The sequence below is a fragment of the Aliikangiella aequoris genome (assembly GCF_053709105.1).
On sequence record NZ_CM132298.1, the window covers coordinates 919,439 to 946,425 of the forward strand.

A 26,987-nucleotide genomic window follows, 5' to 3' on the forward strand; every position below is an offset into this window, starting at 1 on the left:
CTCATTGGTCGCTTATGAACCCTTCAGTTTTTGTTTGTTATCCTCATGCGCTTTCTACAAGCTTAAGTCTACCAATGGAAATGATTGCAGCTGCAACCTCGGTTGCGAGAATTAATCGCTCTAAAAATCGTCATTGGAAGTGCCATGTTGTAGGGGCTAACAGCAAGCAAAATGAACCCATAAACTTTGCTAAAGGCTTTCTAGTGGTACCTCAGTTTGGTTTAGACAATGCACCACAAGCCAAAACGATATTTTTACCGCCAATATGGGGCAACCCCGATGTGGTGGTTGATCGCTCTCCAAAGCTTATCGAATGGATTGTTGAGCAGCACCGCAACGGAGTACAAATTGTTGCTACGGGAACCGCGGTGTGCTTGTTAGCCAAAGCCGGAGTTTTGGATGCTAAAGCAGCCACTACGCATTGGTATTACTTTGACGAATTTGAACGTAAATATCCTAAAGTTCATTTACAGCGTCATCATTTTATTACCCAGGCAGGAAACCTATTTTGTTGTGGCAGTATAAATGCCTTAGTTGATTTAACTTTGTACTTTATTGAAACTTATTTTGATAAGTCGGTTGGTCAAGTAATCGAGCAACATTTCTCTCACGAAATTAATCGTACTTATGATAAGCCTTGGTTTAGTAGCGGTGCTGCGCGCCACCCAGATGAAGGAATTATTGAAGTACAACAATGGATGCAAACTCATTATGCGCAAAAATTTACCCTCAAGTCTTTGGCCGAGCTGGCCAATATGAGTGAGCGTAATTTTTCGCGGCGTTTTAAAGCCGCGGTAGGGAAGTCTGCTTTGGGCTATGCAATAGACTTAAAAATACAAGCCGCGAGAGAGTTGTTAAAAAAAACCAACTTAAGCCACCAAGATATTGCTGATCAAGTAGGTTTTAAAGATGTTGCTTATTTCTCGCGCCAGTTTAAGAAAAAAAATCAATTAACCGCTTCCGAATATAGAGAAATGGTAAGAGGCAAGTTATTTAACTTAGAGTAGCGATAGGTGATTAAACTTTGTTTACTTTAGTTTTCGCAATCGCTTGAAGCCTATTCAAATAAAAAAGCCCACTCAAATGAGTGGGCAAAGGGCCATAATATCAAGCCAGCTAGCTATTTAAAGACTTGTATTATGATATGGCTAAAGCTGAATTTAACAAACTAACTACGGACTGTAGGAAGTCTTATTAGTCCACACACTCTTTGCTGGTAGCAGCAATATTGTCTTGAATAACTTTTTCTACTTTTGTCTTTATCACAACGTCTGGTTGCTTGGCGCGCAGTGAGTTGAGCCAATTAATTATTTTTTGGGTAGGAGTTAGCATAATTAAATTACCGCTCGCGACGAGTAAAAAACCACCAATAGTAAAACCTGTCCATGGGAAGTCCTCATAAATTGTGCTGAGAATCACTGCGACAACCGGAAATAATACAATGCTATAACTGGTTTTTTCTGGACCAATATTTTTTAGCAGAATAAAGTAGCAATAAAAAGCAATTACAGTTCCAAAAATTGAAAGGTAAGCTAATGACCACCAATAACTTGGTTCACTGCTGAGGGTAAACTCTGATTGATTAAAAAACGCAAAAACTAATAAAAAAGCAGTACCATATAACATGGCAAGACCACTGGTTTGCAGTACCGGATAGTTATCTTTTGAATTTCTCACACTAATCATATTGCCGAAGGAAGCAAACAGAGTGCCTACCAAAATGAGCACAATACCTATTGCGCTCCCTGGACTTGATTGGTAGTTAGCCACTTGAGGCCAAAATAAAACACAAATTCCAACCACCCCAACCACAGCGCCTAAGTAGGTTTTAATGCTTATTGGCTTGCCGAAAAATAAGCGTGTATTAATAATGTTAATGAGTAGCAATAAAGAAAAGCCAATAGAAGTAATGGCCGAGGAAATGGTTTTTTGCGCTTCGTATAATGCGACATAATTTAAACAAAAATTAAACAAGCCGAGCAGCGCAATATAACCGTGTTGTTTTAAACTAAAGTTTAAGGTAAGACCTGCCAGCCGGCTAAATGCAATAATTAAAATTCCGGCGAGACCAAATCGATAAATGAGCGAAACTTCAACCGCAACTTCACCCAGTTGAAACTCTATGGCAAGCCAAGTCGATCCCCAAATGAGAACTGTGAGCAGATAAAGAAAAGAGTTTAAATATGATGAAGGATTCATCGCTTGCGCCTTTGTTATTAATTTAACTCGAGTAAACCAGTAAGTGCACATTAGCACTGCTATTGGTTTTAATAAGGCTTAACTATACGCTTAAATTGTATACCTAACATATACAGAAAAATTAAAATATGACCTGTACAGATGTTGTGTTAAAGTTGTGCCGCGCCTTGTGCATTTTAGGTCAAATTAATGCATTAAAAAAATTCGCTTTAAAAACAATAAGCTAGATTGTAAATAACTCAATACCTGCGCTGGAGAATAAAGTGGCAACAACTTTAAAAAAAGACAGTCAGCACTTTTTATATCAACAAGTCATCGATTTAATTCAGGCAATGCAAACATCCGGCAATTTAAGGCCGGGAGATAAATTACCTTCTTTGCGTAAGCTTAGTAGTCAGCTTGGAGTGAGTATTCCTACAGTTAAGCAAGCTTATATTGAGCTAGAGCGATTAGGTAAAGTAGAGGCTCGACCTAAGTCAGGATACTTTTTAAAGTCAGCGAATGTTCCTATGGGATCACCTAAAAGGCCTAACTTTATTCGAAAACCGATATCTGTTCGTTGCCAAACCCTCATTGAAGAAGTTTACGATGCTGTTCACAGCCCTAATGTTATTCCCTTAGGCGTAGCGCACCCTGTGATGGCTTCACCTCCAGATAAAACCTTGGCGCGTATTATGCGCAAAGTGCTTAATTCTTCTGGGCCTAATGCTATGGCTTATGGTCCTATGGATGGATATGTACCGCTTAAAAGAGAAATTGCGCAGCGTTATATAGAAAAAGGCGTTATGGTCGACCAACAAGATATTGTCATTACTAACGGCGCTCAAGAAGCCTTAGCTATCGCTGTTCAATGCGTAGCCAAACCTGGCGATATTATTGCAGTGGAGTCACCAACTTACTTTGGGATTTTAGAGTTAATAGAAAACCTAGGCATGTTAGCTTTAGAAATTCCAACTTGTGCTGAAGATGGAATTTGTTTGGATGATTTAAAGCAAACTCTTGAAACCCATCAGGTAAAAGCCTGTGTTTTTTCTTCATTAATTAATAACCCCGTTGGCTCCTGCATGCCGGATAACAAACGCCAGCATTTGGTAAAGTTAATCGAGTCTTACAATATTCCTTTAATAGAAGACGATGCATACGGTGAGTTAAGCTTTTGTGATGAAGAAATACTGCCTATGCGTGCCTATTCAACCAAGGGGCTCGTGATTACTTGTAGCTCCTTTTCTAAAACTGCAGCGCCAAGCTATCGCATAGGTTGGATTTTAACTCACCAGTACGAACAAAAAGCGAAAGGCTTAAAACGCGCTTTTTCTTGTTCTTCGTCGTTATTAAATCAAATGGTGTTAACCGAATACATTCGAAGTGGCGACTTTGGACGCAACATTAGGCGCTTAAGGCAAGTGCTAAGGCAAAACAAAGATCGCATGTTAGCCTTAATTGCAGAGCATTTTCCCAGCAATACGCGAGTTTCAAACCCTCAAGGCGGTGGTGTTTTATGGTTAGAGCTACCGGTTGGTTGTGATGCCATTGAGTGGTTTAGACTGAGCGTTAAAGCCGGTATTAGTATTACTCCTGGCGTATTATTCTCTGCTTCGGGTAAATATAAGCGCTGCGCTAGAGTTAGCTTTGGCTTACCTTGGACCAATCAAGTTGAAAGTGCTGTTATTGAACTGGCTAGGCTAGCTAAGCAACTGGCTCAGCAACACTTAAACAAAGTGAGTTAACTTTGTCACCGCTACATGAGTAGTTTATGTCAAATAATTTGTAATAAATATTAAAACTCTGAGACTCAGTAAAAGAGGTAGGCTAAAACGGAATTTATCTTCATTTAGTTCGATTAAGTGAATACTAAGTATTATTTTTTGGGTTTTTATCGAGGTGAAACAATGAAATCAATTAGCATCGCAGTTAAATTACAAAGTAGTTATGAAGGGTTAATGGAGTCGAGTGGACTGCTTGCATTAAAAGACACTTCGATACTGTTGCAATACCAATCTCAAGACTCGCTATTAGGCATGATTAAGTCGGATGTCAAAGAAGTTGAGCTTCCTTTAAAGCACATAGAAGAAGTGCAATTTAAAAAAAGCATTTTTGGTCACAAAATTATCATTAGCGTGGACGATTTAAAACTTAGCGCCAAGCTACCCGGCAGCCAAAGTAATCAAATCAGTTTAAGTGTTGCAAGAGCCGACGCTGACCAAGGTAGTGACTTTGTGCGTGCAATAAAGCTCGACATGTCAGAAAGAGAGTATCAAGCGGCACTTAAAGACGCTTAGCTAAATTTATTAGCGATTTAGGCAAAGAAAATGTTTTTGCTGAAAGTAACTATCGGTTGAATCACCCTGTCTTAACTATTAGTATGGCCTGACTTTATCTAGCATGTGCAGTCTATCCAGCGAAATAGCTTTTAGCAGTGCACTTTTAATGGCTAGTTTGACTTTATGCTTTGGGAGTGGTGTGTGAACTTAAAAATGTTGCGGCGCAGTTGGTGTCAGATTGTTCTTGTTAATTGTATTAGCGGCTGGATTGCATTAAATAGTCAAATTGCGGTTGCTGAACAAGTGCTTGCCGAAATTGACGGTGAAAAAATCACCTATGCTCAGGCGGAGAAAAGTATTCAGCAAGATCTCTATAAAGCCAAGAAAGCAGTTTACGACCTATATTTTAGTCAACTAAAGTCGATTTTAGTGCCTAAACTGATACGCAAAGACCCGCGCAGCTCTGGCTTAAGTGATTCGGATTATATTTTTAAATATATAGTCACTAACCAAGAGGTGACTACACAAGAAGTCCAAGCCTTTATTAAAGAGCGCGGTATAGCGAAAGAAAAAATCAATCCGACGGTAATCAATCAAATAAAAGAGTATATTGAAAATACTCGTATTGCGAATGCGCTTGATAAGTGGTTTTGGCAACAAGCAGAAAAACACCAAGTTAAAATTAACTTAACTCCACCAACTGAACATCGCGCACAAATCGACATTAGCGGCTCACCCTTTAGAGGCCCTAAAAATGCACCGGTAACCATTATTGAGTTTTCAGATTTTGAGTGTCCTTATTGTGAAAAAGCCGATGCAACATTACGCCAGTTGCTAAAGAAATATCCCGACTCAATTAAAGTGGTTTATAAGCATTATCCACTCGACTTTCACAAGAATGCACAAATAGCTGCTGAAGCAGGAGTTTGTGCTGCAGAACAAAGTAATCAGTATTTTTGGCAGCTACATGATCAGATGTTTAGCCAAAGGCGCAATTTGTCTTTAGGTGTTATTAAAGATAGCGCGAAATCAATAGGATTAAATTATCAAGAATTTAACACCTGTTTAGCAAGCATAAGGCCCGCTAAAAAAGTTGCCCAAGACATGCGCCAAGGAGCTCAAGTGGGAGTCACCTCAACGCCAGTGTTTTTTATTAACGGTAAATTACTGCAAGGAGCGCAACCTTTAGGTGTATTTGTCGACAAAATTGAAGCAGAACTAAGCGCTAAGCCAAAAAATTAAATCTGCTTTAATTGCAGATAATTCGCTCGCCACAACTTAGCTTATTGATTAATTGTGGCTTGTGGTTTTACTGGGGGTGTTAGGTAGTAACAAGATTACTTGGAGGCCTTGCGGTATACGGTTGTTAATAATAAGTTTGCCACCGTGAGCTTCAACAATTTCTCTACACAGTGGTAAGCCTAACCCGGTACCGCCAGCTTTAGTTGAGTAAAAAGGCATTAAAGCGTTAAGTAGTCCTTTCTCTGTCATTCCTTTTCCAGCATCTAATATTTGAAACTCGGCAACTTGGCAGCTAACTTTAGCAACTAATTGAATTGCTTCAACTGGTGAGCCAGATTCGTGAGCATTTTTAAGCAAGTTGATGATCACTTGCTGTAACTGAGCGGGATCCGCGTAAAAGTGTTTCTCCGATGAGTCGTTAATGACTTCGGCTAACTTGATCTGAGTAAGGTTGTGCAAAAAACTATCGAGTGCGATTAATTCGGTTCTCGGTGTGGGTAAACGGGCAAAAGTTGCATAGCCTTCAATAAAATCTTTAAGATACCTAGCTCGCTCCTCGATGGTATTAAAAACCTTTTCTATTTTAGGTTGGTTTTCTCGTTGGCTTAGTAGTTGGCCAGAATGAGCCAGTGATGAAATAGGCGCTAATGAGTTATTAAGTTCGTGACTAATTAAGCGAATAACTTTTTTCCAAGTGTTGACTTCTTGACGATTGATTTCTTTAGTTAGTTGTTTAATTAAGTAGAGTTTATTTTCTTTACTGTTAAGTAAGAAACGATTTTGAGTGATGTGGTAAGTTTCGCTAGCGTCTCCTTTTTCAATCGTAAACAAGCCATCAAGTTGCGAATGAATCGCGTGTCCAAAAGGAGAGGGTTGTTTGGCAACTAACTGGCTAAAATTTAGTCCATTAATCGCTTTTCCATGGTTAAATAAGTGGCGACCAGCACTGTTGCTGTATATAAGCTTGTCGCTGGAATCAACTAAGAAGAGCGCTAGTGGAGTGCTTTGAATTACGGTGTCGAGTAAAAGCTCCCGTTGGTAAACATGCATTCGCTCTTGTCTTAGAGTCGTGCTTACTCGGTTATAAATATCAATTAAATCTCCCAGCTCATCATTACGGGTTTGCGCTAATGAAACACTAAATTCATTATCTAAGAAGTTAAAGAATCCAGAATGAATTGCGCTAAGAGTTTTATTTATGGACTTAGTATATCCACGGATAAAGACAATCATTAGTAGTGAAACAATGCTCACACCGATTAAACTGGCTCCGAGAATATTACCCAATAAAAGTCCAAGTCCTGCAATCAATATACCGCACAGCAGTATTGCGGCTAAGCAGATGGCGACTATTTGGGCTTCAATGCTAATTCTAATTTTCAAGCTGCTTCCTTTGTCGCGAATTTAAATTAATCATTGTGTTGCACATTAACTGGCACTGGCAGGAATATCATATTTTTGCATACGCCGATATAGGCTTTGCCGACTCAACCCTAGCGACTTAGCAGATTGTGAAATATTATAGTGATAGAGCTGTAACGCATCTTTAATTTGCTGAGCGGTTGGTTCGGTTAGAGGTTTAGGACTAACTTTTTCAGTTTCAACTGGCAGCAGAGTATCGCAATGAATGCCAAGATCTTCTGCCGTGACGTTATTATTTTTCGCGAGAATATTGGCTCTTTTTATGACATTTTGCAACTCTCGTACATTTCCTGGCCACTGATAACTGAGTAATAGCTGCTCTGCTTGCTCTGAAAGTGAAAGGTTCTCTTGTAAAAAGCTCAAGGCCAGAGGCAAAATGTCATCAACTCGCTGGCATAGCGGAGCGACTTTAACTTCTATTACATTGAGGCGGTAGTAAAGATCTTCTCTAAATTTGCCTTGTTTAATGTCGGCTAAAAGGTCGGCATTGGTCGCGCTAATAATTCTCACATTCACCTTTCTTGTTACGGAGCTACCAAGCCTTTCAAATTCGCCGGTTTGTAAAACCCGTAATAGTTTGACTTGACCTGTCAAAGGTAAATTCCCAATTTCATCTAAAAATAGAGTACCACCGTCGGCTGCTTCGAAGCGACCAACTCGCTGTTTATTGGCTCCGGTGAATGCACCAGCTTCGGCGCCAAATAACTCTGCTTCTAAGAGATCTAAAGGTAGCCCGCCAACATTGACTTTGATAAAAGGTTTAGCTTTCACCGGAGAGTTTGCCTGAATAACTTCTGCAATCTTTTCTTTACCACTGCCGTTAGGGCCAGTGATTAATACCGGTATTTCAGACTGGGCTATTTGAGTTGCCATAGACAGTGTTTGCCGCATACTGTCACTACTAAAAATCGTACCGCAAAGATCAAACTGGTTAGCTAAACTGCTAGACTGAGATTGCTTTTCAGCTAAAAGGTTATTGGTTTGTTGGCGGAGTTGTCCAAGCTCAGTTAAGTTTTTAACGGTCGTAATTAACTTATTATCATCCCAAGGTTTAGTAATATAGTCTGCCGCGCCCTGTTTAACTAATTCTACGGCCATTTCTAAGTTGCCCCACGCGGTGAGTAAAATGACAGGTAGATCAGGGTAGTGCTTCTGGATGGTTTTAAATAGCGTTTTTCCTTCATTGCCTGATGTAGTGTCTTCGCTAAAATTCATATCTTGAATAACTAGATCTATCACGTGGGTGTTGAGCATTTGCATACCACGCTCGGGCGTATCGGCATGCACGCAACGTATGTCATATAATGAAAAAAGTATTTCTAAGGCATCAGCAATGCCATTATTGTCGTCAATGAGTAAAATTTGACTCATACAGAAGGTAGCCTTTTTTTGATTATTCTTTAAATCCAACAGCAGAGCTAATTAAAGCGATTTAAATACTATTGTATCAATTTAATGTTACTGCATATTACCCTAAATATAGCGGGTAGCACTACAACCAATAGGTTTAAGTTGGGTGCTACCGCGCTCGTTAGCTAAATATTTTGGGTTGCAACCGATGGCGGAATTAGGGTGGCTTTATGAGCAGGCAGCCAAACTGAAATAACGCCTGTTATAAGCATAATCAGCATGCCTATTGGTATATAAAACCACTCAATTGGGGATAACTGAAAAGTATTTACTAAGTAAACGTTAAGCCCAATGGCGAGTATTATACCTAAGCTAAGTCCACATAGAGTGGTTAGAATATTTTCGGTAATAAAATAGCGAAGAATATCTACTTTTGACGCGCCTAGTGCTCTGCGTGTTCCTATTTGTTTAATTCTTTGGTTAATACTAAAACTGGCTTGTCCAATAATTCCTAAAGCGGTAATTAATATAAGCAGCAAGCTGACCACCATTAAGATTTTGGTCATAGCTGCATCGTTTTGGTAACTTAACTCTCGATTTTCTGTCATGGGTCTAATCTGTAAAATAACCCGGTTAGGATCGCGTTTAATTAAGGTCTCTTCAATTTGCCCCATGATTCTATCGACTTCACCTTTTTCAACCCTAACCATCATTCGAATAAATTCACGTGGCGGAACGGATGGTATAAGTACCGCTTTTTCATGGTGTGGATGATTGACCCAAGGACTAACTAAATAGTCTACAATGCCGACCACCAAAATATCTGAATCCCAAAAATGAATCGTTTGCCCCAATGCGCTCTTATCTGGAAACAGACGCTGTGCCAAACTTTGGGTGATGATTGCCACGTTTGGGATATTGTTCCCAGTTTGCAGGCTTACTTCATCGAGATTGAAGTTTCGTCCAGCAATTAACTTTACCCCTAAAGTATTCAGCATATTGATTCCGCCGCGGTAAAAAGCGACTCCCAGACTATTTTGATTAGCGAATTCTTCATTGCTTTGGGCGACGCTCGACGAGTCTCCTCCACGGCCTAAAGGGACTGCATTCATGACTGAGGCATCGACAACGCCGGGAAGCGCTTTAAGCACATTTTCGTCTGCTCGATAATTAAATTCAAAATCAGCATTTTCATCAAATGTGTTGAGCGCAAAAGTAATAAGCTCTTGCTCGGGAATGCCACTTTTTGAATTCATTGCTTCAGTTCTTTGCTTAATAATAAAGATTGCGTTAACCACAACTGCTAGAGTGATCGCAACTTGAAAGATGACTAGTAAAGTATGGCTTTTTTGTCTTAACAAAGTACTTAATATGGGCTTTATTTCTAACATGCTGCTTCCTTACTGAGTTTTTAAATAAACGGATGGATTGGTTCTACAAATTAGCCAAGCAGGATAAAGACCGGCAATTAAACTAGCGCCTAAGGCAATGCTTATTGCCATTAAAATGAGGGTAATATCCATGCTCACGAGTCGCTCATAATTTGAGTAAAGCGACTTAACGCCATACAACCCTGCCTGGCCTATCAGTAATCCAAGTATTCCTCCGGCAGCACCAATTAAACCTACGTCGACTAAATGTTGAATAAAAATTTGTACTCTACTTGCGCCAAGCGCTCGCCTCACGCCAATTTCTGCAGAGCGTTTAAGAAATTTAGCTAACAGCAAGCCCAGTGTGTTAATCATACATACAGCCAAAAACATAAACGAAAGCCCCACTAACACGCGGTTGTCATCACTCACCACTAAATTGCGCGTCATCCACTGATTAACATCCTTTATATCAGAGCGTGCGTCGGGCTTTTCAAATCGACCTAATGCGCGCTGTTGCTCAATGTAAGAAGCTAAATAGTCTCTATATTCTTGTTGTTGCCGTTGGGTATCAAGCTGTACCCAAAATTGAATCCAAAAGGTTTCAGAGCGTAATTTTTTAGCATAGGTTGAAACGTCTTCAACTTTCCAAGCATTATTATTGCCCCAACTTTTTGCTTCAATTACTGGAAGGAGAGAAAAAGGCAGATAAATTTGTTCCGTTTCAGCAAATGGATGGTTGTTAACATCATAAAATCTAGGCGTTAACTCCCAATGTTTGAGAACGCCAACTATCGTATAGTATTGCTTGTTTAAGTTGATTTTTTGTCCAACACTATTTTTACCATTAAATAATGTGTCATTTAGTCTTTCTCCAATTACAACTAGCTTGCGCGGGTTTTGATCAACTTCACTTGCCCACGCCGAACCAAACAGAAAAGGGGCGTTCATCATCGCAAAAAAGTCACTGTTGGCGGCGCGTGCTGATTCTAAAAATGGCGCTTTTCCTTCGCGCTCATCGATAACTGCAAACCCTGTGCGTAACAGTGGAGTATGTTTGGTGGGAATGCTCGACGAAAGTAAATTAACAGCGTCTTGATAAGTGAGTTGCGAAGGAAGTCCATCGGGAGAGTTAGCGGTGTTTCCTAAGTTGTAGCTATCAAGCTGAACATGAAATAACTGCTGACTTTTTTCTGGGATTGGATCTTGCGACATTAAATAATCAACAGTTAATACTGTCATGCTACCGCCTATGCCAAGCCCTATTGCAAAAATCATTAATAGGGTCAGCATTGGCGTTCGTTTCATACTGAGCCACGACAATTTTAAATAGTAGTTAAACATTACGACTGGCTCCTATACTTGTGCAGTTTCTAATACCGGTGAAAGATCTTTAAAGTCGCTAATTTGACCGTCGACAATATGGATATTTCTTTGTGCACGACGCGCTAACTCTGCGTCATGAGTAACCATAATAATTGTGGTTCCTTGTTGATTGATTTCTTCGAGTAGCTGCATTACCTGGCGTGCCATAAGAGAATCTAGGTTTCCAGTGGGCTCATCAGCAAGTAAAAAGCGTGGCTCTCCGGCGAGTGCGCGCGCAATGGCAACCCTTTGCTGCTGACCGCCTGACAACTGCGAAGGAAGATGCTTTAAGCGAGATGAAAGGCCAACTCTTTCTAAAGCGGTTTCAATGCGTTGACGTCGTTGCTTGGCACTAAACCCTCGATATCTGAGCGGAACGTCAACGTTATCAAATAGGTTTAAGTCTGGAATTAAATTAAAACTCTGAAAAATAAAACCAATTTTTTCATTTCTTAGTTTGGAACGCTGTTTGTCACTAAGTTGACTTACATTTTTGTCATCTAATAAATAGCTACCCGAATTAAATGTATCTAGCATGCCGGTAATATTTAAAAAAGTTGTTTTGCCTGAACCCGAGGGGCCAGTAACTGCAACAAACTCACCTTCGTTAACCTCTAAACTAAAGTCGCGAAGCGCGTGTGTTTCAACTAAATCGGTACGGAATATTTTTTTTATATTTTGCATCTTTAACATTGAATTCATCCTAGTTTACGTTGACTGGGTTTATTAAATTTGTCTGTTTGGTTTGATCTTTAATTTAGTGTGAGTCTTTGTGCTTTTTGCACAAAGTCAGTATTAGAAATAATGACCTGCTGGTTTTCGGTTAAACCAGCAATCACTTCTACTTTGTCGATACTGTGAGCACCTAAAGTAATTTCTTTAAGCTCTGCGACACCATCTTTTACTAAGAAAATAGACTTGCCGCCATGGTGTTGAATAAATGAACCGCGCGGCAAAAATAAAACATCCTTTTTTTGTTGTAAAATAACTCGGCTAGAGACGCGCTGGTTTTGTTTAATTCCCGGGGGAGTTTGCTCGCTAAATGCCAAACGTCCTTTGACGATATTGTCGTTAACTTCAGGTGAGATACTCGCAATGCGCGCCGGGTACTGTTGATTGTTGTAGGTGACGTAAGCATCCATGCCAATTCCTATTTCATCGGCAAAAGACTCCGGGATATCCAGCTCGACTTCAAATGTTGAAAGGTCGACGATGGTTAGTAATGCTTGATTTATTTGTACTGCAGACTTTTGTTCAACAGCCCATGAGCCTACAATGCCTTTAACTGGCGCAGTAATATTTAGCGACTCAACAAGGCGGCTGGTATTGTCTACTAGCAACTGATATTGGTTATATTCAAATTGGCGTGTCTTAATTTCGAAAGCTAACTTTTCTTGTTCTAACCCCGCTTGTTCTACGGCAAATTCGTACTTTAGCTCCGCGCGCTTTAAGTCGTCTACTGCCTTCTCAAAGTCAATCTGGCTTATCGCATCAATCGTTATCGACTGCTTTGCTCTTCGCATTTCTCGCTTCGCTGCTTCTAAGACAACTTTTTCAAGTTTAATTTGTTGTGAAGTTCTAATTTGGGCTTGTTTGGCTTCTATTCGGGTGCGCTCTAATTCAATTTGTAAACTCTCTAGCTTGGACTTTTCTTGCAGCAAGCGGTTGTTGAGTTCTGGGCTATTAATTTGTGCGATTAATTCGCCTCGTACCACGGTTTGTCCTGGGTTGACCAGTAAAGTTACATGGCCTTGTGCTGGGGAGTATAGTTTTGGACTGTGTGCTGCCACAATATTTCCTTGGAGTGCGTAGTCGCGCGTAAAGTCACCACGTTTAACCTTTGCTAAACGGACTCGCTCAGCACTTATGCTCAAATCAGAAGAGGACCAATTAGCAATGCTAGGGTATGCAATAACAACCAGTATTAGGCAGATAATGGCCATTAGCGCTTTCATCGCGTTGCCTTTCCATGACCTTGCCGGAGTGATGATGACATCTTGTGATGAAGTATCTTTTATCATTTTTGTGTGGCTCCAATAAACGTTGCAAGTAGTACTGCAGAGAGCGTGCCAGTTTATGGTTGAGCGCTAAGGCACTGTTATTAAAGAGATTTTGTTTTTATGTAAGTGGTTTTTAGGCTGTTTATATAAGTTGGACAGTGTCCGACTCTACTATTTCGGACACTCTGGACAAGTTAGATCTCGGTAAGCGAGTAAATTTATGGCTTGGCAGTTTTGCTTACCTACTTTTGAGATATTGCTTACAAAAGGAAGCGCTTTTCTCACTGTAAACCTGGGTTGGGATTGATTAAAATAGTTTCTAAGGAGTTACTTAGTAGGGATAGAGTAGCGCCGAAGCTCTATCTCATCGCTAGTTGATTGTTCGTAAAAAGGAATTCACGTGAAAAATATTCGTAACCGCCGCCAAGATCTTTCCAGTCAAACATTTATGCAGACGCAACGCTTTGTGATTAACGATTTTGGTATATTTTATAAAGTGAGGGGAGGCAAGCTGCACGGCCCTTTCGCTTCTGAAGTAGACGCAAAGCGAGATTTAAGCGTTTTTATGCAAGTGCTTAAAATAGAGTCTGAGCTAGAGCGTAATAACTTTCAAATGCAATTATAACTCCAGCTTTTAATGGATTGGCTTTTTGCCCTTTTTCTCATTATGATGGTGAAAAAGGGATCAAGGAGACATCCAATGAACATTCTGGCCAAATCGTTTTCTCAATTATTCAAGCCAAAATTTTTACTAAAGTTAGGCGCTTGTTTCAGTGGTATTGCTTTGGTCGGTATTATTGTCACGCTAAATTTAGAGTCGCCTCAACAAAAACATCACTCAAAACTTCTTGCTAGTCACCTTAAAAATGTCAAAAAACAGTCTCAAGTAGCGCAAACTCCGGAAGGCCCTGATCAATACTTCGCGACTAAGCGGTTTGGCAATAAGCCGGTATTTAATAGCGCTGCGCTGTATACTTCAGCGATTGAGCAGAAAAGGGCTTACCTTGCACAACATCGTAGTTTTGCTGCTGAGCCGTGGGAAAGCTTAGGTCCAAACTTTGTTGGTGGGCGAACCCGTAGCTTAGTTTTTCATCCTGAGAATCCAGAGACTATTTATTCTGCCGGTGTTTCTGGCGGGGTATGGAAAACACTTAATGCTGGTGAAAGCTGGTTTCCTATTTCCGATGACTTAGAAAACTTAGCTGTGGTGTCACTTGCTATACCGCCTAACAATCCTAATATTATTGTTGCTGGAACTGGTGAGGGCGTATACGTTGGTCGGCCGATTGTGCGCAGTCGAGGAGTTGAAGGAAACGGCATTTACCGCTCAATCGATAACGGAGAAACCTGGCTACCAGTAAGCCAAACTTTAAATAATGCAGAGTTTCAGTTTGTTAATCGAATTCGAGCAGCGCAAGATGGAACCTTGTTTGCCGCTGCGATTAGCGGCATCTGGCGCTCGGATGATCTTGGACTAGAGTGGAGCTTGGTATTAGATCAAAGAAGCCGTACCGGTGGGTGTCAAGAAGTAGAAATTCAACCCACAAGTTCACCTAACCAGTTACTTGCTGCTTGTGGCAGTTTTGAAAACGGTGAGGTTTTTAAAAGTAGTGATAACGGCGAAACTTGGAGCAGCGTTTTAGCAGAGCCTAATCAAGGCAGAACAACCCTAGCGTATGCCCCGTCTAATCCTAATAAAGTTTATGCACTGTCAGCTCAAAATCAATTTGGACCTTATCCTTATGGCGTTAACGGGCTGTATCGATCCAGTGACGGTGGTACTAACTGGGTTAAAGTGACCGATTATAATGCAAGCAACTTCAACAATAGGAGCTTGTTTTCGGCAACTAATTATGTTTTTGATTGTAGTAACACCGGTCAATATCAAGATGGACGAATTGCCGGTGGCGGGTGGTATTACAATTTGTTGACCGTCGACCCTTTAGACGAAAACCGGCTTTGGACTGGCGGTTTAGATTTATGGCGCTCAGTTGATGGTGGAGAAAATTTTGAACTTGCGTCATTTTGGTGGGCTGACGAGGATGAGCCTAGTTACATTCATGGAGACCACCATTTAATTACTTTTCATCCAAATTATGATGGCGTGACAGAAAAAAGAGTATTTGCTACCAATGATGGTGGTATTTGGATAACCGAAAATGCGAATGCCGCCGCCGCTTCTAACAACTGTAACCCTAATACGAGTGAAATTGACTGGCGTTCTTTAAATAATAACTATGCTGTGACTCAATTTTATCATGGCTCTGTTTCTCGTGACGGCAAGACGCTGATAGGCGGCTCCCAAGATAATGGCACACAGTGGCGCTCTGAAAGTGGTGAATGGGAAAGAATCAATGGTGGCGACGGTTCTTATTCCGCTATTGATCCGAATGATCCTAATACCGTGTATGTTTCTTCTCAATATGCCAATCTAGTTCGCATCAACATTCAAGACGGTGATAATGTGCGCGTGCCCATTAGCGGTAATTTTGATGCGCCTGGGCTTTTTATTACCCCATTTACATTAGATCCTAATGACAGTTCAAGAATTTGGCTCGCTGGGTTGGCCTTGTGGCGCGGAGACAACCAAGGCGAAAACTGGAGTAAAGTTAGTACCAACGAATATAACATGGATTATATCAATGGACTTTCAGCGGTAGCGGTTCAACCGGGTAACTCTAACTTAGTGATTACTGGCGGAACAGACGGAACCATTTATCGCCACCTAAGTGCGCTCAGTGGCAATGCCAATAGTGTGATGCAAAATATTAAAATTGCTGACGGCTATATATCTTCAATTAACTTTGATAGAAATAATCCACAAAAAGTTGCTGCCACCGTATCCACATTTGGACAAATACATGCTTGGCTAAGTTATGATGCAGGGGTTACATGGAACCCCATAGATCAAGCTGGCGCTGCCGGACTTCCTGATTTGCCAACTCATGATATTATTATTGCGCCACATGACACTAACACTTTATACGTAGCGAATGATATTGGGGTTTACATAAGTCAAGATGATGGACTTAACTGGCAGCCACTAACTAGCGGACTGCCTAATGCGCCTACTGAAAAATTGGTCTATGTTAGGCACCAGCTTAAGTCGAGTTTGTTTGCTTTTACCTACGGACGTGGTGCTTTTAAAACTCAACTTACAGATGTGGTAAATCTTGCGCCGACATTAACTTCAACAATCAGTGCACAACAACTGACGCAGAATGAAGCGATATCTATCAATCTTCAAGCCTTTTTTGACGATCCTAACGACGATCAACTTAGCTTTAGTTCTGATAGTTTGCCTGTAGGTTTAATGATTTCTGAAACAGGACTAATTACTGGAACACCCTCTGAGATTGGCAGCAGCGTTGCTTTGATTAATGTTTCTGATGGTGAGTTAAGCCTCTCTAGTCAGGTGACAATAAATGTGGTCGAAGCTCAAGAGCCCCCTCAGTCGAGTAGTGGTGGCGGCGGTGATTTTTATTTGATTTGGATAATGTTTTTGTTGTTTTACACCCAAAAGTTGGCTCGTAGTCGAGCTAAAAAATAAGATAAACTAAGGTAACAAAAACAACTTATGGTGTTGTCGCTTTAAACTATTGAGGGCTTGTTTTGCAGCAGTTTGAATATGTTATTCCTTTTGTCGGTTTGATTTATGGGCTTTGTGCAACTGAGTTACTTACAAGCCTTTACCGTTTATTAGAGCAAAGAAAAAAAGTTGAGTTTCATGTTATTCCTTTGCTGTGGGCATTGGCCTGTTTTCTGATGATTATTAACGGCTGGTGGGGCTTTTTCGACATTAATTCGAAATTAAAAATTAGTAAAGCAAGTCAACTTTTAGTGCTGTCATTGTTGCCTTTATTAACATTTATGTTTTGTGCCACTGTATTACCTAGAAGCTTGCCTAATGCTGGCATTAATATGTGGCATTATTTTTTAAGCCAGCGCGTGATATTTTTCCCGTTTATCAGTTTATATCTAATTACCATCCCACTAGTTATGTACTCAATTGATTCGAGCAAAGAGATTAATTATTTTAACTTGGATCAGTGGATATTTGCTCTATTGGTTTTCGCTTTAAGCTTTATTAAAAATATTTGGATTCACTCGCTCATCGTTATTGTGATGCTTGCCTCGTTGATCTCAACCCTTAATAATCAAACGTTAAGTATCACTTAAACCGATAGCTTATTTAGCTTAACCCTAACTGAAATATTAGTATTAATTATAATTTCCACTGATTGACGCCTTTTTAAAAGTAAAGCGTACCTGCCAATAGTAGCGTGTAGTTTTTTCAATTCACCTTGTAATATTTTTTATCACTAACGTTTAAAGCTTAAGCGCTATGGCCTAATGCTAGTGATTTTGCAGTCTTTAGAAGAGCTAGGTAATCTTGGCACTATATCTGCTTATTGGTGTATAGAGATGTTAATTAAATTGATATGGAGGAGCTCAACATGGCATTAACTGCTATTTCGAATACCGAACCACAACAATTGAAATCTGACACTGGAGTACAGCAAAACGACCGACAAGAACTTGCAATGTTACTCTCAAGAGGGCTCGCAGACAGCTATTTACTTTACCTAAAAACTCAAAATGTTCACTGGAATATTGTAGGACCAATGTTCTATGGTATGCATAAATTAACTGAAACTCAGTATGAAGATATGGCGGAAGCCATCGATATTTTAGCGGAGCGAATTCGTGCGATAGGGTTTACCGCGCCAGGTAGCTTCAAACAGTTTAGTGAACTTGCGTCGATTGAAGAAGAAAATGGAACGCCCGATGCCCAGCAAATGATCAAACAATTAATGATGGACAATGAGCTAGTTGCAAAACAGCTGCGCGCGGCAGTTACAGAAGCTGAAAAAGTTAAAGATGTTAAAACCGCCGATTTACTTACCGAACGTATTGGGCAGCACGAAGAAAACGCCTGGATGCTGCGGTCATTAATTTCTTAGTTGAACCCTTAGCTGGTTGCTGTGCCGCAGCCAGCTATTCAATTTTCTAGGGGCGTTTTATCGCTCTAAATTTTCGATAAAGCTGAAACACCGGTTTTTTATATCAAAGTTATTAATTTTAAATGCGTTAAAAAGCTAAGGCAGAGGTAATGAAGAAAAATAATATTCCTACCAAACAGAAAGATTTTGCTTTGTTAGAGAAGGAGTTTTCGGCTATTAAGTCACCGTTTGAAAACTTCTTTAAGCGCCAATCTAGCATAGGAATAAGTCTATTAGCCGCGACAGTAATTGCATTACTTTGGGCTAACTCTGACTATAAAGACTTCTATTTTTCATTAAATCATCTTCCACTAGAAATTGCGCTAGGTGAGTGGCGCTTGAGCTATAGCTTAAAGCATTGGGTTAATGATGGATTAATGGTTTTGTTCTTTTTTCTTTTAGGCATGGAAATAAAGCGCGAACTCTTGGTGGGAGAGCTTAAAAATATTCAACAGTCGAGTTTAGTCCTGCTAATGGCGATTGGTGGTATGGTTGTACCTGCATTGGTTTATGTTGGGTTAAATGTAAACGGGATAGAAGGTGCTTTCAGCGGTTGGGGGGTTCCCATGGCAACCGATGCAGCCTTTGCTATCGGCATTTTAATTTTATTGGGATCAAAAGTTCCATCGAGTGCCGTGGTTATTCTATCTGCGTTGGCTATTGTTGATGATATTGGCGCAGTACTGGTGATTAGTGTGTTCTATACTCAGCAAATAGATGGCGCGGCGCTGGCTAGTGCCGGTGGCGTACTTGCTTTGCTTGGTTTATCTAATCTATTAGGGCTTCGTCATGCTTTAATTTATTTTATTGGTGGTATTTTTTTATGGTGGTTTATTCATAACTCTGGGGTGCACGCGACTACAGCTGGCGTATTAGCGGCATTGCTAGTTCCGACTAAGTCTAAAATAGAAACGGGTTGGTATTTACGTTACATGAAGAAGTTACTTAATCGGTTTGAAAAAATTGATGAAGAAGATAAGTCAATATTAGAAAAAGAGCAGCAACATAAGCTTAATGAGAAAGCACGTGAGCTTACAATTAAAGCTGCAACTCCATTGCAGCGTTGGACAGAAAGCATAGAAAAGCCAGTCAGTTATAGCATAATGCCTATTTTTGCACTGCTCAATGCAGGGGTTGTTCTGCCTTCAGACTTTAATGATATAGTGACCTCTAGTGTTTTCTTGGGCTGTGCCCTTGGGCTTGTGTTTGGTAAAGCGATAGGCATTAGTGGATTTGCTTGGTTGGGTGTTAAGCTTGCGTGGGTCGCTTTACCTAAAGACATGAATTTCACTCAATTATTTGGCTTAAGTTTACTCGCAGGTATTGGTTTTACCATGTCGCTATTTATTGCCTCTCTGGCATTTTCTAGTCACCCGAGTTTATTAATAGAGGCCAAGCTTGGCGTTCTATGTGGTTCACTGATTGCCGGAGTTGCTGGAGTCTATATATTATTAAAAGCCAGCTCTCAAAGGCTAAAAGCAAAAAATGCTGAATAGTTATAAGTACTAAGGAGAAGTACCATGCTTGAATTTAGTTTTGATGATGCGCTAACAAACCTTATCCATTTAGGGATTGCTTATTTGTTTGCGTTACCTATTGCGTTTGACCGTGACCAAACCAAACACGGCGTGGGTTTAAGAACTTTTCCTTTAGTCGCGGTTGCCGCTTGTGGATACTCTTTAGTGGGTATGTCGGTGCTAGATAGTACGGGCGCTGAATCAAAAGTTTTACAAGGGATTATTACGGGGATTGGATTTATTGGTGGTGGTGCTATCTTAAAAAGCAAAGACCATATTATTGGTACATCTACGGCTGCTAGTATATGGAATACCGGCTTAATTGGTGTTGCGGTCGCATTTAGCCGTTTTGAAATTGCTTTGTTAGTTTCGCTAATCGGGTTTGTTACCTTGCGCTATATAAAACAGTTTAAGTCGGAAGAGTCGAAAGAAGAGTAACGCTAAAGACTCGCTAGATTTAAAGTTTAGGGAAACTTTAAATCTAAGACACGATGCTAACTTAAACGATATCCGATTAACTCGAAATACGTCATGCTGTAGCCGTAGTGAACGATTTAGCGTTAATTAATGCCTAGTCTATTGTTTACGCAGAAACGTTGGAGAATTAGGAGTACTCGACTTTTCATCATAATAATACCCATCTAAATCAAACTCACATAGTTGCTTGGGGTTGTCTATTTTATTCTGAATTATAAATCGGCTCATGAGTCCTCGCGCACGTTTCGCAAAAAAACTGATAATCTTAAATTGGCCGTTTTTAAAATCTTTAAATACCGGTGTGACAACTTGGAACTCTAACTGCTTTTCTTTAACTGCTTTAAAATACTCGTTAGACGCTAAATTGACTAACGTAGGATTGGCATGTTTTTTTAATTCTTTGTTTATAAATTGATTGAGCTGCAGACCCCAAAATTCATATAGGTTTTTCCCCGCACTATTCTCAAAACGAGTGCCCATTTCTAACCGGTAGGGTTGAATAAGATCGAGCGGCCGCAGCACCCCATAAAGACCCGATAAGATTCTTAAATGTTTTTGCGCATATTTAAAGTCGTCGCTTGATAATGAGTCAGCATCTAGGCCTTGGTAAACATCACCTCTAAATGCGAGTACTGCTTGGCGCGCATTATTGGGAGTAAAAGTCGGCTTAAAGTTTTGGAAACGGTCAAAATTAAGGCTTGCTAGCTTATCGCTAAGCTTCATTAAACTAGCAATTTCTTGAGGTGCAAGCTTTTGTAGTTGAGAAATTAACTCTTTTGACTGCGCTAAAAATTGCGCTTGGCTTTTTTGTTTTGTTGCCAAAGGACTATCAAAATCAAGGCTTTTAGCAGGTGAAATAACAGTAATCATTAGCTCTACTTGGCTGAGGTTTTAAACGAGGGCGCTAGGATAGCAAAAATTAAGCTTTGGTGCTGCGGATTTTAAGGTGACTTAATAGCTAAAATCTATTAAGTTGAAAATTCAAGCCGTAAGGGTAAAGGGTATTTAAACAGTGCAGTCTGATATGTCAAAAAATACATTATTAAAAGGAATCAAGGTATTAGATTTAAGCCGAATTCTGGCTGGACCTTGGTCTACTCAGTTATTAGCTGATTATGGGGCGACAGTGTGGAAAATAGAAAAGCCAAATAGTGGAGATGACACCCGAGGTTGGGGGCCCCCTTTTATTGAAAACAAAGGTGAAAGGGTCTCCGCTTATTTCCTAGCGGCAAATCGTGGAAAGCACTCGCTGGCAATTGACTTAAGCTGTCAGAGCGGCCAAGAATTGATTAAAAAGTTAGCGCTAGAAGCTGATGTGCTTGTAGAAAATTTTAAAGTCGGCGGATTAAAGCGCTATGGCTTAGACTATGCGAGCTTGTCTGCGATTAACCCCCAGTTAATTTATTGCTCGATTACCGGTTTTGGACAAACCGGGCCAATGGCAAATCAAGCAGGCTATGATGCCATGATACAAGCCGCGGGTGGATTAATGAGCATTACCGGAGAGCCAGCAGAAAAAGTGCCGCATGCTGAGCCGCAGAAAGTTGGTGTAGCGGTAACTGATTTAATGACGGGAATGTATGCTGCCAATGCAATATTAGCCGCCTTAAATTACCGTAACCAAAGTGGACAAGGCCAGTATATTGACGTTGCACTGCTTGACTGCCAAATTGCCATGTTAGCTAATCAAGGCATGAACTATTTGGTTTCTGGAAATGTCCCGCAAAGGCTAGGCAACGCGCACCCTAATATTGTGCCTTATCAGTCTTTTATGTGCGCAGACGGATATTTAATGTTAGCCGTTGGTAATGATTACCAGTTTAAGTTGCTATGCGAAGCACTTGGCTTTGCCCAATTGGCAGTATCGCCTGACTTTAGCAGCAATCAAGCCCGAGTTAAAAACAGGCATGAGCTTGTTAAAAGAGTCCAGCTTGTGTTGATAGAAAACACTGTGTCGCATTGGAATAAGACGCTAGCCAATAAAGGGATCCCCTGTAGTCCGGTTAACGACATTCAACAAAGCCTGCAACAGCCGCAAGTAAAACACCGAAATATGGTTTTTGAAATGCAATCTGCTGACTTTGGTGGAATACCTCAAATCGCTAATCCGGTGAAGTTTTCTAATGCCTGTAGTAACAGCCATTTTGCTCCACCACAATTAGGAAAAGATACCGCGCAAGTGCTAAAAGATGTTTTAGGTATCGACTTAGACAGCAATGCGTAGTTTGCGAAGTGTTTTATTTAGAGGCGGGCGGGTTAGCTTTAGTCTATTAATTATTAGACGTTATAAGGTGAGATAGCGCATGAAAGTTACAGTCTAAAAAATTCAACTTGTTTGTTTCGACTGTGCCAGTTTGTGGCTTTTTCCTACCGGAAAACCTTTTAGTAGCTCATAAATACCTTTGTCTAGTTGCTGCTGTGTTTCACTAAATTCCGCTACTTTTCTAATTGCTGTTATCCGAAAAATGGGTTTATTAATGCGCTTGTCAATGACATTAATTACTAGCATGGCATGCTCTTTGGTTTGCGGTATAAAGTGTTGAATATTATTTTGCTTACCTTCGATGTTTTCTAGTGCAAGACCTTCTTCTACTTTTAACCCAAGCACATACTGAATTTCTAAGTCGGGCTTTTGACTACTTAACTCTAAACCTTTTTGACTCATTGCGGCTATTAGCGCGCTGTTAATTCGTTGCTTTATATCGGGTTGTTTGGCGCGTACGGTTAAAGGAGAAATTTTAAAAGTGTGGTAATGTTCAAACGGGGCTTTTTCGTTTAACACAAATTCTTCAGAGTTTTCATTAGCGTCAGAGCTACCATCTTCAAGCTTAAATTTAAGCGCTAAGTTATTCGGTGAGTCGGCTTTTCTAATCGCTTCTTTTTTAGCTATTTTTCCTTCCTTTACTAGCTTATAAAGTGAATCATCGAAGGTTTGGTTAATTCTGCCTTTTGCACGAGTCATTGCTTCTTTTATATCATCTATTCGGCCCTGCTCAATCAGCTTTTGAATAAAGGGAGTATTTAACATGAGCTCTATAGCGGCAACCCGTTTGGTTTTAAGTCCCAAGCAGAGTCTTTGCGCAACAATGGCATTTAGATTTAGCGCTATATCTTGAAGTATCGTTTTGTGAGCTTCTTCGGGAAAAAAATTAACGACTCTTTCTAATGCTAAGTTAGCACTGCTGGCATGCATGGTGGCTAAGCAAAGGTGCCCTGTTTCAGCATAAGCGAGCGCATTTTTCATGGCTTCTTTATCGCGGATCTCGCCAATTAAAATAACATCGGGCGCTTCTCGCATAGCATTTTTTAGCGCGACTTCAAATGAACGGGTATCCACTCCTACTTCGCGCTGATTCACTAGCGAGCGTTTATTTTGGTGCATAAACTCAATAGGATCTTCTATTGTTAAAATATGGCCGCTTTTATTCGTGTTGCGGTAGTCAATCATAGAAGCCAAGGTGGTTGACTTACCCGTTCCAGTAGCGCCAACTAATAAGATTAACCCGCGCTCTTTTAAAATCAGTTCTTTTAAAATTGACGGTAAACCTAATTCATCAATGGAAGGTATTTTCTTTTTTATATAACGGATTACCATCGCTGGTTCGCCGCTTTGTTGAAAAACATTGACTCGAAACCGCCCAAGTCGCTCTAAGTTAAGTGCGATGTTGAGTTCACAGCTTGATTTAAATTCTGCTATTTGTTCTTCGTTTAAAATAGAGTAGATGAGCGCACTGTTTTGTTGGCTATTTAAGCGCTGATCGCCAACAGGTTTAGTTTTTCCTTCAACTTTAATTAATGGCGGAGAGTCAACACTAATGAATAAATCCGAAGCCTGATTAAATACCATGGCACCTAAAAGTTCGAAAATATCCATGTTCACTCCTTGCGAAACAATTGATAACTGATAATAATCGTTTTTGAGATAAATTCATAGAGAAGGGGGCGTAAATTTTATTGCCTTGTTACAAAAATTACGCTAAACCTATCTGTAGGCTGCGTTGTTTCTAGACTAATTTAGCAAAAGCTGGCTGGTTAAACCGACTCAATATGACTCAATAGTCTGCATAGAAAAGCTAATACTTGCGCTTTACTCTCTATGTCACGGTGTATTTTTGAGTTTAAAAGGGAAAAGGAAAAGGAAAAGGAAATGATCTCACCACAACTCATTACAGAAACTTTAACTTTGCTGCTACCGCAACAAGCGGAACTAGAAATTGAGTACCGTAATGGTGATTATCATGCGAAATTTTGCTGGTTATTAAACAATGATCCAAGCCGTCCGTATAAGCGCTCTAAGAAAGTACATTTTATTGTTAAAGAAAACGCACTCTATGATTTTGCAAACTTAAGTAATAAAGTTGAATGTTTGCACTTAAAAAATTTAGAGTCTTATTTAGCGTATAAAATTGCTCGCTTTAATCCCGATCACGACTTGCCCGAAGGTGTTGCTTCACCAGTTGAAGTTTGGGAAGTTGATTCATTATTATTTTTACAATCACTGGATAAACTTCCTGGCTTTACGCCACGTTTATTTTAATTTTTTAACTCATTTGTGGCGTCCATTTGGAATCGTTATATAACTTGCTTTTGAAGAACTCACGCACCAACGAGGTCACATATAACCAATGGTGATAGTTAAAACAAGCAAGTTACTTTAAAAACAGCCAGGTTCAAGCTAGAATTTGGCTATTTAGACGTCTGGATGGTTCTCGTGCCCTTAGTCGCATTCACTTCATTACCCACATTTAAACGTTTACAAGATGAAAAGCATGACGTGCTTGATTTAAATAAAGCGCAGCAGCAAGATATACGAGAGCTGCATGTTGGGCTATTGAATATGATGCCGGATGCTTCCTTACGCGCGACTGAACGCCAGTTTATGCGTCTTGTGGGTGACTGTAACCAAGTGGTACAAATTTATGTACATTTATTTACCCTACCGGCAATTGCGCGAGAGGCTAATGCTCAAGCTTGGATCGATGCTTATTATGAAGATTTTAAGTCGATACAAAAACAAGGTTTAGATGCGTTAATTATTTCTGGTGCCAATCCTCAGTCAAAGGATTTACAAAGTGAAGTATTTTGGGGGCAATTAACAGAGGTGATTGATTGGGCCAAAGTTCATGTTACCTCTACTTTATGTGCTTGCTTAGCGTCACATGCAGTGTTGGAATATTTATACCAAATCCGGCGGGAAAAAATGCCAGCTAAAAAGTGGGGCGTTTTTGAGCATCGGTTAACCTCAGTCGATCACCCGCTGACTCGCCATATTAATACCCGGTTTGATGTGCCTCACTCGCGGTTTAATCAAGTTTCAAAGCGTCAACTGGAAGCTAAAGGGCTTAAAGTTTTGGCTCAGAGCTTAGCTGCGGGAGTGCATTTGGCAGTTAGTCACGATGGGTTGAGGTTTGTTTTTTTTCAAGGTCATCCAGAGTACGATAACCTTAGCTTGTTAAAAGAATATAAGCGTGAAATAGAGCGTTGGTTTAACGGGCAACGAACCGAGTTTCCTGAATTTCCAGAAAACTATTTTAACGCCACTACACAAAAAAAATTAATCGAGTATCGGCAACTCGTAGAACGCTGTAAACAAAGCACTAAGCGACTTCCTGAATGGCCAGAAAAAGAGTTGGCAGCTGAAATTGATAATACTTGGCGCGATACTGCGCTTTCAACCTTTAATAATTGGTTAGGTTGCGTTTACCAAGTGACTCACTCCAATCCTAAAATTCCCTTTATGCAAGGCATTGATCCCGAACGCCCTTTAGCTTATCTATAGCTATTGCCAGACGGCTAGGTGTGTTAATAATATTTAGCAACTCAATCAGTCGATATAAGAAGAGCGGTACTTAGTATGCCTTATTCTATCGCTTGTGTAGCCAAGTTGGCTCATCTAATCTTTAAGAATAGTTGCTGCGCAGCTTGAAGAATGATCAGTCTGCAATTTTTAGTGATAAGGCTTGAGCATTGATATGTTTTGCAAGATGTTTTAACTTTAGATAGTGTTGTTGGTACTTTTAAAAGTTAAGTTAAGTTAAGTGAAGTGAGGTAGGTATGCATAAGCAAGAACTGCAACAAATTTTACACGACTTAAAAGTAGAGCGTGATACTAACGAGCAACTTGACTCCCACCAAGTCGATACATTAAGCGCACTCATTGAAGAGCTAGAGCGCCAAGTACAAGATCCTAGCAATGATATGAACGCGGCACTTTATTTGGTAGAGCGCCTTAAGGAGCCTACAGAAGAGTTTAAAGTTAAGCATCCGCAGTTAACCAGTATTATTGGACGTTTCTCAAATCTATTGTCGGCCATAGGAATTTAATGCTGACTGTTTTAGTCAGTTTTTCGTAAGGGGCAGTTTTCGGTAAAGGCCAGTTTTCGCTAATGGGCTGCTTTCGTTGGTTTAATTAGGCAATATCGCACATGCTTTTTGAGATATTTCTTACATCAATTGTGAAAAATCTCTCTCGGCAATGACTCCTTTTGAGGTGTAAAATGCCGCTAAATTAGGCTATGGGTATTTAGGAGCAAGTGTGCGCAAGGAAGATACACAACCAAATCATTACCTTCGTAAAGAACGAATTTATCAACGCGCTTCTGGCTGGTATTTTTTAGTCAGGCAAGGCGCATCATTTGGGCCTTACCAATCTAAACAAAATGCGGAGAAAAGCCTACAAAGCTTCGTTGCGCTGCTGCAACTGCAGTATCCTAATGATCGCCACCACAGTACCTCTGCTTCTTAATTTATAAGACTCTAATACTTTTATAACTAAAAAATT

Annotated in this window: 24 protein-coding genes; 15 read left to right on the top strand and 9 right to left on the bottom strand. The window is 40.2% G+C overall.

What is annotated here, in order from left to right:
- Positions 1 to 14 precede the first annotated feature (14 nt).
- A complete protein-coding gene (locus ACUR5C_RS04110) occupies positions 15 to 1,007 on the top strand; it encodes a GlxA family transcriptional regulator (protein WP_454467089.1) in 993 nt (330 codons plus the stop codon).
- 187 nt (positions 1,008 to 1,194) lie between these two features.
- On the opposite strand, the gene ACUR5C_RS04115 is transcribed toward ACUR5C_RS04110, so the two are convergent.
- On the bottom strand, positions 1,195 to 2,199 hold the full coding sequence (locus ACUR5C_RS04115; RefSeq protein WP_454467090.1) for a DMT family transporter: 1,005 nt from the start codon (positions 2,197 to 2,199) through the stop codon (positions 1,195 to 1,197).
- Between the two features lie 263 nt (positions 2,200 to 2,462).
- Between ACUR5C_RS04115 and ACUR5C_RS04120 the strand changes: the two genes are divergently transcribed.
- The 3 genes from ACUR5C_RS04120 to ACUR5C_RS04130 all read left to right on the top strand — a co-directional run bounded on the left by ACUR5C_RS04120 (position 2,463) and on the right by ACUR5C_RS04130 (position 5,702).
- Complete coding sequence (locus ACUR5C_RS04120) at positions 2,463 to 3,926, top strand: aminotransferase-like domain-containing protein (RefSeq protein ID WP_454467091.1); 1,464 nt, start codon at positions 2,463 to 2,465, stop codon at positions 3,924 to 3,926.
- Positions 3,927 to 4,088: 162 nt separating this feature from the next.
- Positions 4,089 to 4,478, top strand: coding sequence for a hypothetical protein (locus ACUR5C_RS04125; protein ID WP_454467092.1), 390 nt, complete (start codon positions 4,089 to 4,091; stop codon positions 4,476 to 4,478).
- Between the two features lie 183 nt (positions 4,479 to 4,661).
- Positions 4,662 to 5,702 (top strand): DsbA family protein, encoded by a 1,041-nt coding sequence (locus ACUR5C_RS04130; protein WP_454467093.1) that lies wholly within the window; start codon positions 4,662 to 4,664, stop codon positions 5,700 to 5,702.
- A gap of 48 nt (positions 5,703 to 5,750) precedes the next feature.
- Here ACUR5C_RS04130 and ACUR5C_RS04135 read toward each other — a convergent pair whose 3' ends face one another.
- The 6 genes from ACUR5C_RS04135 to ACUR5C_RS04160 all read right to left on the bottom strand — a co-directional run bounded on the left by ACUR5C_RS04135 (position 5,751) and on the right by ACUR5C_RS04160 (position 13,230).
- Positions 5,751 to 7,085, bottom strand: a complete 1,335-nt coding sequence (locus ACUR5C_RS04135) for a sensor histidine kinase (protein WP_454467094.1) — start codon at positions 7,083 to 7,085, stop codon at positions 5,751 to 5,753.
- A 45-nt stretch (positions 7,086 to 7,130) separates the two neighbouring features.
- Positions 7,131 to 8,495, bottom strand: a complete 1,365-nt coding sequence (locus ACUR5C_RS04140) for a sigma-54-dependent transcriptional regulator (RefSeq protein WP_454467095.1) — start codon at positions 8,493 to 8,495, stop codon at positions 7,131 to 7,133.
- Positions 8,496 to 8,659: 164 nt separating this feature from the next.
- On the bottom strand, positions 8,660 to 9,865 hold the full coding sequence (locus ACUR5C_RS04145) for an ABC transporter permease (protein WP_454467096.1): 1,206 nt from the start codon (positions 9,863 to 9,865) through the stop codon (positions 8,660 to 8,662).
- 9 nt (positions 9,866 to 9,874) lie between these two features.
- Positions 9,875 to 11,188 carry an ABC transporter permease gene (locus ACUR5C_RS04150; RefSeq protein WP_454467097.1) on the bottom strand — a complete coding sequence of 438 codons (1,314 nt, stop codon included), beginning with the start codon at positions 11,186 to 11,188 and terminating at the stop codon, positions 9,875 to 9,877.
- Between the two features lie 12 nt (positions 11,189 to 11,200).
- The gene (locus tag ACUR5C_RS04155) at positions 11,201 to 11,902 is read right to left on the bottom strand and encodes an ABC transporter ATP-binding protein (protein ID WP_454467098.1); all 702 of its coding nucleotides are present in this window, start codon (positions 11,900 to 11,902) and stop codon (positions 11,201 to 11,203) included.
- Positions 11,903 to 11,961: 59 nt separating this feature from the next.
- A complete protein-coding gene (locus ACUR5C_RS04160; RefSeq protein ID WP_454467099.1) occupies positions 11,962 to 13,230 on the bottom strand; it encodes an efflux RND transporter periplasmic adaptor subunit in 1,269 nt (422 codons plus the stop codon).
- Positions 13,231 to 13,609: 379 nt separating this feature from the next.
- Here ACUR5C_RS04160 and ACUR5C_RS04165 point away from each other — a divergent pair, with 379 nt between their 5' ends.
- The 6 genes from ACUR5C_RS04165 to ACUR5C_RS04190 all read left to right on the top strand — a co-directional run bounded on the left by ACUR5C_RS04165 (position 13,610) and on the right by ACUR5C_RS04190 (position 20,167).
- Entirely contained in the window at positions 13,610 to 13,834 is a 225-nt protein-coding gene (locus ACUR5C_RS04165) for a DUF6316 family protein (RefSeq protein WP_454467100.1), read from the top strand.
- A gap of 75 nt (positions 13,835 to 13,909) precedes the next feature.
- The gene (locus ACUR5C_RS04170; protein WP_454467101.1) at positions 13,910 to 16,759 is read left to right on the top strand and encodes a putative Ig domain-containing protein; all 2,850 of its coding nucleotides are present in this window, start codon (positions 13,910 to 13,912) and stop codon (positions 16,757 to 16,759) included.
- A gap of 62 nt (positions 16,760 to 16,821) precedes the next feature.
- Positions 16,822 to 17,388: a hypothetical protein gene (locus tag ACUR5C_RS04175; protein ID WP_454467102.1), complete on the top strand. Its 567-nt coding sequence runs from the start codon at positions 16,822 to 16,824 to the stop codon at positions 17,386 to 17,388.
- Positions 17,389 to 17,666: 278 nt separating this feature from the next.
- Positions 17,667 to 18,173 carry a Dps family protein gene (locus ACUR5C_RS04180; protein ID WP_454467103.1) on the top strand — a complete coding sequence of 169 codons (507 nt, stop codon included), beginning with the start codon at positions 17,667 to 17,669 and terminating at the stop codon, positions 18,171 to 18,173.
- Between the two features lie 149 nt (positions 18,174 to 18,322).
- A complete protein-coding gene (gene nhaA / locus ACUR5C_RS04185; RefSeq protein WP_454467104.1) occupies positions 18,323 to 19,708 on the top strand; it encodes a Na+/H+ antiporter NhaA in 1,386 nt (461 codons plus the stop codon).
- Positions 19,709 to 19,732: 24 nt separating this feature from the next.
- Positions 19,733 to 20,167, top strand: a complete 435-nt coding sequence (locus ACUR5C_RS04190; RefSeq protein ID WP_454467105.1) for an MgtC/SapB family protein — start codon at positions 19,733 to 19,735, stop codon at positions 20,165 to 20,167.
- Positions 20,168 to 20,305: 138 nt separating this feature from the next.
- On the opposite strand, the gene yaaA is transcribed toward ACUR5C_RS04190, so the two are convergent.
- Complete coding sequence (gene yaaA / locus ACUR5C_RS04195; protein WP_454467106.1) at positions 20,306 to 21,076, bottom strand: peroxide stress protein YaaA; 771 nt, start codon at positions 21,074 to 21,076, stop codon at positions 20,306 to 20,308.
- A gap of 154 nt (positions 21,077 to 21,230) precedes the next feature.
- Here yaaA and ACUR5C_RS04200 point away from each other — a divergent pair, with 154 nt between their 5' ends.
- The gene (locus ACUR5C_RS04200) at positions 21,231 to 22,430 is read left to right on the top strand and encodes a CaiB/BaiF CoA transferase family protein (RefSeq protein WP_454467107.1); all 1,200 of its coding nucleotides are present in this window, start codon (positions 21,231 to 21,233) and stop codon (positions 22,428 to 22,430) included.
- Between the two features lie 102 nt (positions 22,431 to 22,532).
- Here ACUR5C_RS04200 and ACUR5C_RS04205 read toward each other — a convergent pair whose 3' ends face one another.
- Positions 22,533 to 24,080, bottom strand: a complete 1,548-nt coding sequence (locus tag ACUR5C_RS04205; RefSeq protein WP_454467108.1) for a PilT/PilU family type 4a pilus ATPase — start codon at positions 24,078 to 24,080, stop codon at positions 22,533 to 22,535.
- Positions 24,081 to 24,353: 273 nt separating this feature from the next.
- On the opposite strand from ACUR5C_RS04205, the gene ACUR5C_RS04210 reads away from it, so the two are divergent.
- The 4 genes from ACUR5C_RS04210 to ACUR5C_RS04225 all read left to right on the top strand — a co-directional run bounded on the left by ACUR5C_RS04210 (position 24,354) and on the right by ACUR5C_RS04225 (position 26,951).
- On the top strand, positions 24,354 to 24,743 hold the full coding sequence (locus tag ACUR5C_RS04210; RefSeq protein WP_454467109.1) for a hypothetical protein: 390 nt from the start codon (positions 24,354 to 24,356) through the stop codon (positions 24,741 to 24,743).
- 174 nt (positions 24,744 to 24,917) lie between these two features.
- Positions 24,918 to 25,985 carry a homoserine O-succinyltransferase MetA gene (metA, locus tag ACUR5C_RS04215; protein WP_454467110.1) on the top strand — a complete coding sequence of 356 codons (1,068 nt, stop codon included), beginning with the start codon at positions 24,918 to 24,920 and terminating at the stop codon, positions 25,983 to 25,985.
- 275 nt (positions 25,986 to 26,260) lie between these two features.
- Positions 26,261 to 26,530, top strand: coding sequence for a DUF4404 family protein (locus ACUR5C_RS04220; RefSeq protein WP_454467111.1), 270 nt, complete (start codon positions 26,261 to 26,263; stop codon positions 26,528 to 26,530).
- Positions 26,531 to 26,741: 211 nt separating this feature from the next.
- Complete coding sequence (locus ACUR5C_RS04225) at positions 26,742 to 26,951, top strand: DUF6316 family protein (protein ID WP_454467112.1); 210 nt, start codon at positions 26,742 to 26,744, stop codon at positions 26,949 to 26,951.
- Positions 26,952 to 26,987 lie beyond the last annotated feature (36 nt).

Excerpts from the sequence above, each read along its gene's own strand:
- ACUR5C_RS04140 (WP_454467095.1), bottom strand. The coding sequence starts at position 8,495 with ATGAGTCAAATTTTACTCATTGACGACAATAATGGCATTGCTGATGCC.
- nhaA (WP_454467104.1), top strand. The coding sequence starts at position 18,323 with ATGAAGAAAAATAATATTCCTACCAAACAGAAAGATTTTGCTTTGTTA.
- ACUR5C_RS04180 (WP_454467103.1), top strand. The coding sequence starts at position 17,667 with ATGGCATTAACTGCTATTTCGAATACCGAACCACAACAATTGAAATCT.
- ACUR5C_RS04155 (WP_454467098.1), bottom strand. The coding sequence starts at position 11,902 with ATGTTAAAGATGCAAAATATAAAAAAAATATTCCGTACCGATTTAGTT.
- ACUR5C_RS04210 (WP_454467109.1), top strand. The coding sequence starts at position 24,354 with ATGATCTCACCACAACTCATTACAGAAACTTTAACTTTGCTGCTACCG.
- ACUR5C_RS04200 (WP_454467107.1), top strand. The coding sequence starts at position 21,231 with ATGTCAAAAAATACATTATTAAAAGGAATCAAGGTATTAGATTTAAGC.
- ACUR5C_RS04110 (WP_454467089.1), top strand. The coding sequence starts at position 15 with ATGAACCCTTCAGTTTTTGTTTGTTATCCTCATGCGCTTTCTACAAGC.
- yaaA (WP_454467106.1), bottom strand. The coding sequence starts at position 21,076 with ATGATTACTGTTATTTCACCTGCTAAAAGCCTTGATTTTGATAGTCCT.
- ACUR5C_RS04125 (WP_454467092.1), top strand. The coding sequence starts at position 4,089 with ATGAAATCAATTAGCATCGCAGTTAAATTACAAAGTAGTTATGAAGGG.
- ACUR5C_RS04170 (WP_454467101.1), top strand. The coding sequence starts at position 13,910 with ATGAACATTCTGGCCAAATCGTTTTCTCAATTATTCAAGCCAAAATTT.
- ACUR5C_RS04190 (WP_454467105.1), top strand. The coding sequence starts at position 19,733 with ATGCTTGAATTTAGTTTTGATGATGCGCTAACAAACCTTATCCATTTA.
- ACUR5C_RS04160 (WP_454467099.1), bottom strand. The coding sequence starts at position 13,230 with ATGATAAAAGATACTTCATCACAAGATGTCATCATCACTCCGGCAAGG.
- ACUR5C_RS04220 (WP_454467111.1), top strand. The coding sequence starts at position 26,261 with ATGCATAAGCAAGAACTGCAACAAATTTTACACGACTTAAAAGTAGAG.
- ACUR5C_RS04150 (WP_454467097.1), bottom strand. The coding sequence starts at position 11,188 with ATGTTTAACTACTATTTAAAATTGTCGTGGCTCAGTATGAAACGAACG.
- ACUR5C_RS04205 (WP_454467108.1), bottom strand. The coding sequence starts at position 24,080 with ATGGATATTTTCGAACTTTTAGGTGCCATGGTATTTAATCAGGCTTCG.
- ACUR5C_RS04145 (WP_454467096.1), bottom strand. The coding sequence starts at position 9,865 with ATGTTAGAAATAAAGCCCATATTAAGTACTTTGTTAAGACAAAAAAGC.
- ACUR5C_RS04115 (WP_454467090.1), bottom strand. The coding sequence starts at position 2,199 with ATGAATCCTTCATCATATTTAAACTCTTTTCTTTATCTGCTCACAGTT.